General features: G+C 38.7%; 3 protein-coding genes and 1 pseudogene. All 4 read left to right on the plus strand.

What is annotated here, in order from left to right; all coding sequences use genetic code 11:
• Positions 1 to 726: pseudogene (locus tag ACFC51_RS35705) on the plus strand (plasmid recombination protein); the annotation flags it as partial.
• Between the two features lie 289 nt (positions 727 to 1,015).
• A complete protein-coding gene (locus ACFC51_RS35710; RefSeq protein WP_043858540.1) occupies positions 1,016 to 1,156 on the plus strand; it encodes a CopG family transcriptional regulator in 141 nt (46 codons plus the stop codon).
• A gap of 75 nt (positions 1,157 to 1,231) precedes the next feature.
• Positions 1,232 to 1,888 carry a replication protein gene (locus tag ACFC51_RS35715; RefSeq protein ID WP_043858541.1) on the plus strand — a complete coding sequence of 219 codons (657 nt, stop codon included), beginning with the start codon at positions 1,232 to 1,234 and terminating at the stop codon, positions 1,886 to 1,888.
• Positions 1,889 to 2,383: 495 nt separating this feature from the next.
• Positions 2,384 to 2,970 (plus strand): MobV family relaxase (gene mobV / locus ACFC51_RS35720; RefSeq protein ID WP_376532908.1); only part of this gene is annotated, 587 nt, incomplete at its 3' end.

The raw sequence follows: 2,970 nt of genomic DNA on the forward strand, positions 1-2,970 counted from the left end.
GAGCATATGCAAAAGCTTGGCTTTGATTTGGAGCGTGGAGAAAAAGGTTCTACTCGTGAGCATTTGGAAACGAGGGAATTCAAAAAGCAGACGCTGGAAAAAGAAATTGATTTTCTAGAAAAAAATCTCCAGGAGAAGAAAAATGAATTGCTCGCCCTCAATGAAAAAGTTCCAGATGAAATTAAAGTTCGGGCCAAAAGGGAATTTCAGCAAATCGAGGTTAAGAGCGAGGAAAAGAATCTTTTTGGGATTCCCAAAAAAGAGTTGAAAAAGACACCGACTGGAAATGTGATTGTTCCCGAACAAGACTTTAAAAATTTGGTTCATGCTGCCAAAGAAAATAAACAGCTAAAAGGCAAGATGGAAAAAATATTGAACACCGATTTAGCAAAGGAAAATAAAGCTTTGGGTCAAAAGCTTAGAGTGATTTATAAAGAGTGGGAAACAGAAGCCAATTCAAATAAAAAATTAAGACAGGAAAATATGCAGTTGCTTCGAGAGAATAGCAAATTAAAAAGCCATATAAGCGATTTAAAGCGTGAAATTGGTTTGATATATAAAAGCACCAAAGAATTTTTAAAAGCCCGTACAAACGATTTAAAGACGTTTAAGAGCCTTTTTAATGATTTGGTAGGCAAAATTAAAGAAAAAGCCCCTGAGGGCGAATTTGAGCGTTTAAACAGGGTTGAAAAGCGTCGTGAAAGAGAAAATGGTCTTGAAAGATAAAAAGCACCTGAAAAAGGTGCTTTTTTTGGTTTTTTGAACTTGGATTTTTTGGGGTGAGAGAGGAAAAAGGGGGGGCTACTACGACCCCCCCTTTAAGTGCCGAGTGCCAAATTGAGAGAAAAAGCCATTCAAACCCTAGAGCCACAAGGGTTTGAAGCTTGCGACATTTGAGCGACATTTCGGCGACATTTTGAGCGACATTTTGCCTTTTACATATTTTTTGTGTATTTTATTGCAAAAATTACACCACTTTGTTATATTATTTTTAACATGCAAAAAGGAGAACGATATGACAAATAAAAAGAGATTTACAATCACTATGTCAGAAAGTGTTCACGCTTATTTAGAGGAGTTGTGCAAAGAGAAGGGTTTGAGTAAGTCTGCGATGATTACAGTAGTTTTGGAAGAATACAAGAAAGGGCAGAAATGAACACAAAAAAAGCGACCCCCTGGAAGAGTTCGCTTTTTGGAATTCCTTTGTTTCTGTTAGGGTGATTATAACATTATGGCTAAAGATAAGGCAAGATACTTTACGTTTCTGTTGTACCCTGAAAGCATACCCGAAGATTGGGAAACGAAATTGGAATCGCTCGGTGTTCCTATTGCGATTAGCCCACTTCATGATAAAGATTTAAGTAAAGTTGAGGGACAAAAATATAAAAAAGCCCATTATCATGTGATTTATGTGGCGAAAAATCCTGTTACTGCTGATAGTGTCCGTAAAAGAATACAACGAGCATTGGGTAATAAAAGTGTTTCCATGGTGCAAATTGTAGTTCAAAGCATGGAAAATATGTATTTATATTTAACGCACGAATCAAAAGACGCTATCGCTAAAAACAAGCATGTATATGACAAGAAAGATATTAAACTACTAAACAATTTTGATATTGATAGATACATAACGCTTGATGTTGAAGAAAAAGACGACATGCTGAATGATCTTTGTGATTTGATTGATGAACATGGACTGGCTAATATTCGTGAATTAAGAAGGTTTGTAAGGGTTCGTGGGGAAGAATATAACTTACCCAGCATGAAGATTATCAATTCTGTTTTACGTTCGCATACTGGATTGATTAGACTGTATTTTGATGCCGTTTATCAAGAACGGAAATATGGTCGGGGCGATATTGATAGAGAAACAGGAGAGTTAAAATAATCGACATAAAACGACAGAAAAGGATTGAGATACAAGAGATACAGAAGATTCTTCTGTATCTTTTTCTGTATCTTTTTTTATTTTGTTCTGGTGGGCGCTTGAAGGAGAAAGCGACACGTGGCGTCTGTCAATAGAATCGTGGAATACCGGAATGAGCGATAGCGAAATGAGGATATGCCGCGAAAGTCGATTGACAGACTCACCACACCCGAACCCTCTTGGCATTGAATCGAATCCCATTCGATTCCTGCCGACCGGCGAGGGAGTCCCCTCAAAATTGAGGGGGTTGGGGGAGTTTTTATTGGGGGGATCAAGGGGGAATCATTTCCCCTTGTGGGTTTGGGCAAAGCCCAAGGTTTTCCCATGCGTTAGCATGGTTCGGCGGGTAGCCGAAAAAGCCTCGCAGAGCACACACTTTACGAATGTAAAGTATAGTGTGTTATACTTTACATGGAAGTGTTGCCGAAAAACTGACCCCGAAACGGAGCTGATTTTATGAGTTATGCGGTCGTCCGAATGCAGAAAATGAAGGCGCATGATTTGAAAGGAATTCAGTTTCATAATCAGCGTGAAAGAGAAAGCAGGACGAATTCGGATATTGATAAAGAGCGTTCCCATGAAAATTATGATTTGGTCCATGATGGGAAAATTGATTATAACCAGCATGTCAAAGAAATCATTGAATCGCAAAAAACAGGTACGAGAAAAACTCGGAAAGATGCGGTGCTTGTAAACGAGTTGCTCGTGACATCTGACAAAAATTTTTTTGACCGTCTGGATCCTACAGAACAAAAACGATTTTTTGAGGAAAGTTATAAATTATTTTCCGAACGCTATGGCGAGCAAAATATTGCTTATGCAACGGTACATATGGACGAAAAAACGCCCCATATGCATGTTGGCGTTGTGCCAATGCGTGATGGAAAACTGCAAGGGAAAAATGTGTTCAATCGTCAAGAATTGCTTTGGTTGCAAGATAAGTTTCCCGAGCATATGCAAAAGCTTGGCTTTGATTTGGAGCGTGGAGAAAAAGGTTCTACTCGTGAGCATTTGGAAACGAGGGAATTCAAAAAGCAGACGCT

The sequence above is a fragment of the Streptomyces sp. NPDC055962 genome (assembly GCF_042270185.1).
Classification (GTDB): domain Bacteria; phylum Actinomycetota; class Actinomycetes; order Streptomycetales; family Streptomycetaceae; genus Streptomyces.